Genomic DNA, 6,493 nt, shown 5'->3' on the forward strand with positions numbered 1-6,493 from the left:
TTATGGCAAAAGATGTGAGAATAGGGTTCGATGTCGGAGGCACTTTTACCGATGGCGTCATGCTGAGGGGTAAGGAAGTTTTGGCAAAGGCAAAAGCCCTTACCACCGAAGATGTCACAACAGGGATTATAAATGCCCTTGATGCTCTTTTGAAGACTAAAAAAGCCGATGTATCGGAAATCGCCCTGGTGTCGCTTGGAACCACCCACACCACCAACGCGATAATAGAGAGGAGAAACTTGAACAAAGTAGGAATTTTTAGACTCGGTGCACCTGCCACCACTGCAATTCCTCCCCTTACCGGTTGGCCCGAAGATTTGAAAGAGGCTATCGGAGGGACGGATAATATTTTTATAGTCCGCGGCGGTAAGGAGTACGACGGCAGGGACATCGTTCCGCTGGACGAAGAGGCTATAAGGAAGGCCTGCGGCAAGATCGCCGGCAAAGTAGATTCTATTGCTATTACCGGAGTCTTTTCGCCGATGATCCCCGATCAGGAGGAAAGGGCTGCTGAAATAATCCGGGAAGAATTAGGGGATATACCTATAACCCTTTCGAACCACATCGCTTCCATATCCCTTTTAGAAAGGGAAAATTCCACGATTTTGAACGCCTCGGTTATTACCGTCATGAGGAAGGCTGTGGATGCCCTCAAAAAAGCCGTGAGGGAGCGCGGCATAGATGCACCGCTTTTCATAGTTCAGAACGACGGCACCGTAATGTCGGCAGATTACGCCGTTAACTATCCTATATTTACGGTAGCTTCGGGACCGGCGGCCAGCGTAAGGGGTGCGGTTTACCTTTCGGGCATAGATAGCGGCGTGGTGGTAGATATAGGCGGGACTTCCACCGATGTGGCATTTATAGTGAACGGGTTCCCGAGGGAATCTTCAATTACTGTGACGATAGGTGGGGTGAAGACGAATATAAGATGCCCTGACTTAATGTCTATAGCTTTAGGCGGCGGAACGATTGTAAAGACTAAGGGCAATGAAGTTATAGGCTATGGCCCCGAAAGCGTAGGTTACAATCTGGTTAGGCTCGGCAAATCCTTCGGCGGTCCTATGATCACCACCCATGACATCGCAGTGGCAAAAGGGATATTGGATAAGAAACTTGACATTTTCGAGACGGATTTCGCACCGTGCATTGATAAGGTTAAAGCATTGGACAAAGGTCTGGTGGAGGCCGCTTACAACATAATAAAGAGCAGGTTGGAAGTTGCCATAGACCAGATGAAGACGGTGGCAGGAAACGTTAAGGCCATATTCGTCGGCGGCGGCGCTACTGTGGTGCCGAAGGAGAATCTGGAGGGGGTGTCTGAGGTAATATTGCCGCCTCACTTTGAAGTGTGCGGCGCTATAGGTACGACTATCGCTGAAATAGGGGCCTATGCAGAAGGCGTAGCGGACCTTGAAATCGAAGACAGGGACGAAGCTATAAGCAAGGTTGTAGAAAAGGCAAAGGATGAGGCCGAAAAGGCGGGAGCCATTCGCAGCACCGTGGAAATACTCGATATCGAAGAGATCCCCTTCGCTTACATGCCGGGCAAACGCGAAAAAATCCGCGTAAGGGTCAAGGGAAAAATTTTCGAGTAAAGGGGGCATAAAAAATGTCGAATAAGGTCTTCGAAACGCTGGAAAAATGGGGCGTGAAAAATTACAAAGTAATAGACAAACAAGCTATAAAGGAGATAACGCTGGGGGCCTCCATCCTGGCTACGGGTGGTGGCGGTGATCCGGAGATAGGACTGCTCTGGGCGTATAAGGTATTAGACGAAGGGAAAACCATAGTTATGGTAGATCCCATGGATATACCCGACGATATCCTGGTGGCGAGCCCCGCCTGTCTCGGAGCGCCGGTGGTGCTCACCGAAAAACCGCCATCAGCCGATGTGCTCAATAATGCCATAAGGAAGCTGGAGCAGTACTGGGGCAAAAAGCTACAGGCGACCATTCCCATAGAGTGCGGCGGTGTAAATTCCACCGTGGCGTACGCTGCGGCTGGGGAATTCGAAGTGCCTGTAATAGACGTGGACGGGATGAACCGGGCTTTCCCCGAGCTTCAGATGACCTCCTGGGTGACCAATGGGGTAAATGCTTCGCCTACTGTTTCCTGCGATGACCGCGGCAACGTCACGGTAATCGATACCGGCGACGACAACAAGATGGCGGAAAACATCGCCCGGCGGGTTGCCATGGCCTATGGCGGAATTTCCTGGATTGCAACTTACCCCATGACGGGCAAGCAGGTAAAAGAGGCTTCCATTTTGAATTCCCAGAGCATAGCATGGGAGCTGGGCAAAGCCGTATACAGGGCAAGGGAAAAGCACCTAGATCCGGTAGAAGAGATGTTGAAAAGCTTGAAGGCCACCCGAAACGTGACGGGCGTTAGGGTCTTCAAAGGGAAGATAGTGGACATTTCAAGAGAATTCGGCGGTGAGGCGACTAAAGGGTTCAGCCTCGGAAGGATCAAGATGGAAGGCCTTGACGACTACAAGGGAAGCGTTGCGGAAATCGACTTCCAAAACGAGTGGCTAGTGTTGAGGATAGACGGCAGGATAAGATGTCTTCCGCCGGATTTGATCGCAATTGTGGATTCCGAGACAGGAGAGCCTATCCGCACGGATATAATGAAGTACGGATACAGGGGTTCGATAATATTGATTCCGGCTCATGAGAGGATGAGAACACCAAAAGGTATCGAACTCTTTGGGCCAAGGTATTTCGGATACGACATTGATTACGTGCCGGTGGAAGAACTGAACAAGGAGGTGTGGCAAGATGGCGTGTAATTTTACCGATACGGAAAAAGCCGTGATAAAATTCTTGAAGGAAAACCCCTACAGCGAAAAGAAAGCAATAATTGAAGCGCTTGGAGATTTGCCGGGGTTGGAGGAAGCGCTGGAGAAGCTTTCGCAGGATATGATATTGATTGAGCTTACAGGGCCTACGGATTCTAGCTTAGAATCGAGGGTTCCAAAAAAGATATACATGGTAAATCCGGAAAAAGAAAGCGAACTAGAGGGGATCTAAATGAATTTTGCAAAGAGATTAGAAAGATTGGTTGAACTTTTAAATGAAAAAAATCTGGATGCGGCTATTTTGGGAGATAGGGCCAATGTCAGGTACTTTACGGGGATGCGATTCAATGCCGCATCCTTTTCTATCCTTTTTGTCTCAAAAAAAGGAGACGTAGTCCTCCTGACGGCTATCTTAGATTATAACAGGGTGAAAAAAACCTGTTTTATAAAGGATATAAGAAAATTTCCTGAAGATGATCCGAACTACCTTGCGCCTTTAAGGGAATTGCTGTCAGGCAGGGACGTAAAGACAGTAGGAGTGGAGTTTTCGTCGGTGAGCGTCGAACGGGAGAATCTGATAAAGGAAGTTACAAAGGCGGAGCTTTTGAACATAGAAAATGACCTTTTAAACATGAGAATGGTTAAGGATAAGGAAGAAATAGAGCTAATAAAAGCGGCGGCAAAGATAGCGGAAAAGGCCATGATAAAGGCTATGGAAAGCGTAAGAGAAGGAATGAAAGAATACGAGGTATCTGCTATTGCTCAGGACGTTATGATGAGGGAAGGTGCGGAAGGGCTTTCCTTCGAACCCTTTGTTATGTCGGGAGAAAACGCGTGGCTTCCCCAGAGGTTTTCCTCGGCAAAAGAGCTGAAAAAGGGAGAGCTTTCCCTTTTTGACATGGGGTGCATATTCGCAGGCTATTGCTCGGATATAACGAGGACGTTTTCTCTCGGCGGAATTTCCGATGAGCAAAAAAACCTTTTCGAAGTGGCATACGAGGCGCAAAAACGGGCCATAAAAACCGTAAGGCCAGGAGTTTTGGCTGAGGATGTGGACAAGGCGGCAAGGGATTACATTGCCGAAAAAGGATATGGAAAATACTTCCCGCACCTTACGGGTCACGGCCTAGGGCTCAGCATTCACGAAATGCCGATAGTAGATGTGGGAAGAAAGACTGTTTTACAGCCGGGGATGGTTATCACCGTAGAGCCCGGCGTTTATGTGGAGGGCATCGGGGCGGCCCGGGTGGAAGATATGGTTTTGGTTACGGAAGACGGCTGCGAACTCCTTACGAATGCGCCCCGAGAGTTAGTAAGGTAGGTGATTTTATGGGAGTATACGATATTTTGAAGAGCTGGGGGATAGAAAATTACAAGGTTATTGGCGAGGAGGATCTAAAAGAGATAACCCTTGGGGCTTCCATCCTGGCGACGGGCGGGGGAGGAGATCCCGAAATAGGGTTTCTTTGGGCTTTAAATGTGCTGAAAGAGGGAAAGGATATAATTTTGATTGACCCAAAGGACTTTCCCGATGATGCACTGGCAGTAATTGCCGGGTGCCTCGGCGCACCCGTCGTTCTCACGGAAAAACCGCCGAACGGAATGGAGGTTCTATGGTGCCTGGAGAGTTTGAAGAGGTATCTAGGGAAGGAAGTCCAGGCCATTATACCTCCGGAAGCGGGAGGGGTAAATACTCCCGTCCCGATGGCGGTGGCAGGTGCAGTTGGAATACCTGTTGTGGATGCCGACGGCATGGGCAGGGCCTTTCCGGAGCTCCAGATGACTTCTTTTTACACCCACGGCATCATGCCGTCCCCGACGGCGGCGGCGAACGAAAAAGGTGCTGTGACGGTGGCTGACACTACGAGTGCCATAATGGCGGAAAGGATTATAAGGAACGCTGCTATGGCTTATGGCGGAATATCCTGGATTGCAGGATATCCCATGACAGGTAAGCAGCTCAAAGAAGCGGCCATTTTCAATTCCATTTCTAAAAGCTGGGAGCTGGGCAAGGCCGTCTTTAGGTCGAGGAAGCTGCATGAGGACCCCATTGAAGAAATCGTTAAGATAGTAGGGGGATACAAGGTCTTCAAAGGAAAGATAGTGGATATTTCGAGGGAGTTCGGCGCGGAAAAGACAAAGGGCTTTTCCATGGGGAGGTTGACCTTAGAAGGGCTTGATGACTACAAGGGTGAAAGGGCTTTCGTGGATTTTCAAAACGAATGGTTGAGGCTCGAGATAAGCGGTAAGACCGTGTGTCTCCCGCCGGATTTGATACTCATCCTCGATTCGGAAACCGGAGAGCCCATAAGGACTGATATTGTAAAATATGGCTATCGGGGAACCATAGTGGTGGTGCCTGCGGATGAGAAGATGAGGACTGAAATGGGAATCAGGACCTTCGGGCCAAAATATTTCGGCTATGACGAAGATTACGTTCCAGTGGAAAAACTTGTGGGATAATTCGACAGGGCAAAGCTTCAAGCTTTGCCCTTTTAGCTTATCTTTCCAGTCAATACCACCGCATCGCTGCCCGAAGAGGTTCAAACCGGGCAGCAGTTGCGGTGGCCCACAGCATCCTGACTATAGTTTACCATATTCTCAAGCGAAAGCAACCTTATATTGAACTGGGCCCCAATTATTACGAAGAGAAAAGGCGCAACATGGTTATACGGCAGTCTTTGAAAAAGCTTGAATCTTTAGGTTTGAAGGTCACGGTCGAAACGGTAGCATCTTAGATTTTTAGGTTTTTGTCATTACGTCGATATAGATTTTTTTATCCCATATTTTTCCAGTTGGATATGGGCTTAGTTTTTTATTGCCTTTTTTCGGAACATTATTTTCAGGATAGGTAGGCTAAAAACGGTCGGTAGTTATCGGAGTGCTCGATGTGCTGGTGACGAGTTTCAATCCCTCATAGGTAGGCTAAAAACAGTGAAGGACATATACAAGGATGCGCAGGACGGCTGTAGTTTCAATCCCTCATAGGTAGGCTAAAAACTGGACAGGGTCAACCTGGACCCGGCAAGCATCCTGCGTTTCAATCCCTCATAGGTAGGCTAAAAACAATATGCGGAGGTGGTTTAAGATGTGCAGATTAGCCTGTTTCAATCCCTCATAGGTAGGCTAAAAACACTGACCGATATGGGCGTTCCTCTGAATGTAATAGAGTTTCAATCCCTTATAGGTAGGCTAAAAACGTAAAGAAAGTACTTATCGCTTTTGATATGGATTAGTTTCAATCCCTTATAGGTAGGCTAAAAACGAATATACCCCGGACTATGTGGACAAGGAGACCGGGTTTCAATCCCTTATAGGTAGGCTAAAAACTTGCCGGCATGGCTCCTCGGCCACGTCTGGTATGGGTTTCAATCCCTTATAGGTAGGCTAAAAACGTAAAAATTTTGACATGGAGGCGTTGCGAAAAATGCTGTTTCAATCCCTTATAGACCCCCATGCCGCAACAAATGCGGCACCAGCAGAAGATGAAAATGCCCTTATGATATAATCAGTACGCGGCTGGTGAAGGCAGGTCGCTACTACCTTGGTGCCTCGAGCCCGACAAGTAGACAGACCACAACGACCAGGTGCACCATAGATTGTTGCTCCCTTTTAGGGAAGCACGCAGGATAGAATAACCCCTTATGGTTGTTGCACCAGCCCTTCAAAACTAAAGCCGCTAAGGAGTTG

Annotated in this window: 5 protein-coding genes, 1 pseudogene and 1 CRISPR repeat array; all 6 genes and pseudogenes read left to right on the forward strand. The window is 48.4% G+C overall.

Going from position 1 to position 6,493, the window contains the following annotated elements:
• The first annotated feature begins 2 nt into the window (after nucleotides 1–2).
• A complete protein-coding gene (locus BUB66_RS10825) occupies nucleotides 3–1,598 on the forward strand; it encodes a hydantoinase/oxoprolinase N-terminal domain-containing protein (RefSeq protein WP_073258407.1) in 1,596 nt (531 codons plus the stop codon).
• 14 nt (nucleotides 1,599–1,612) lie between these two features.
• Entirely contained in the window at nucleotides 1,613–2,794 is a 1,182-nt protein-coding gene (locus tag BUB66_RS10830; protein ID WP_073258409.1) for an S-methyl thiohydantoin desulfurase family protein, read from the forward strand.
• On the forward strand, nucleotides 2,784–3,035 hold the full coding sequence (locus tag BUB66_RS10835; protein ID WP_073258411.1) for a hypothetical protein: 252 nt from the start codon (nucleotides 2,784–2,786) through the stop codon (nucleotides 3,033–3,035). The genes BUB66_RS10830 and BUB66_RS10835 overlap by 11 nt, the downstream gene beginning before the upstream one ends.
• Nucleotides 3,036–4,124 carry a M24 family metallopeptidase gene (locus BUB66_RS10840; RefSeq protein ID WP_073258413.1) on the forward strand — a complete coding sequence of 363 codons (1,089 nt, stop codon included), beginning with the start codon at nucleotides 3,036–3,038 and terminating at the stop codon, nucleotides 4,122–4,124.
• Nucleotides 4,125–4,132: 8 nt separating this feature from the next.
• Entirely contained in the window at nucleotides 4,133–5,266 is a 1,134-nt protein-coding gene (locus BUB66_RS10845) for an S-methyl thiohydantoin desulfurase family protein (RefSeq protein ID WP_073258415.1), read from the forward strand.
• Nucleotides 5,230–5,541, forward strand: a pseudogene (locus tag BUB66_RS12780) (IS110 family RNA-guided transposase); the annotation flags it as partial. The gene BUB66_RS10845 and the pseudogene BUB66_RS12780, both read left to right, overlap by 37 nt.
• A gap of 165 nt (nucleotides 5,542–5,706) precedes the next feature.
• Nucleotides 5,707–6,198: a CRISPR direct-repeat array (repeat unit 30 nt; unit sequence GTTTCAATCCCTCATAGGTAGGCTAAAAAC).
• Nucleotides 6,199–6,493: the final 295 nt, after the last annotated feature.

It is taken from the genome of Caldanaerovirga acetigignens (assembly GCF_900142995.1).
GTDB classification, from domain to species: domain Bacteria; phylum Bacillota; class Thermosediminibacteria; order Thermosediminibacterales; family Thermosediminibacteraceae; genus Fervidicola; species Fervidicola acetigignens.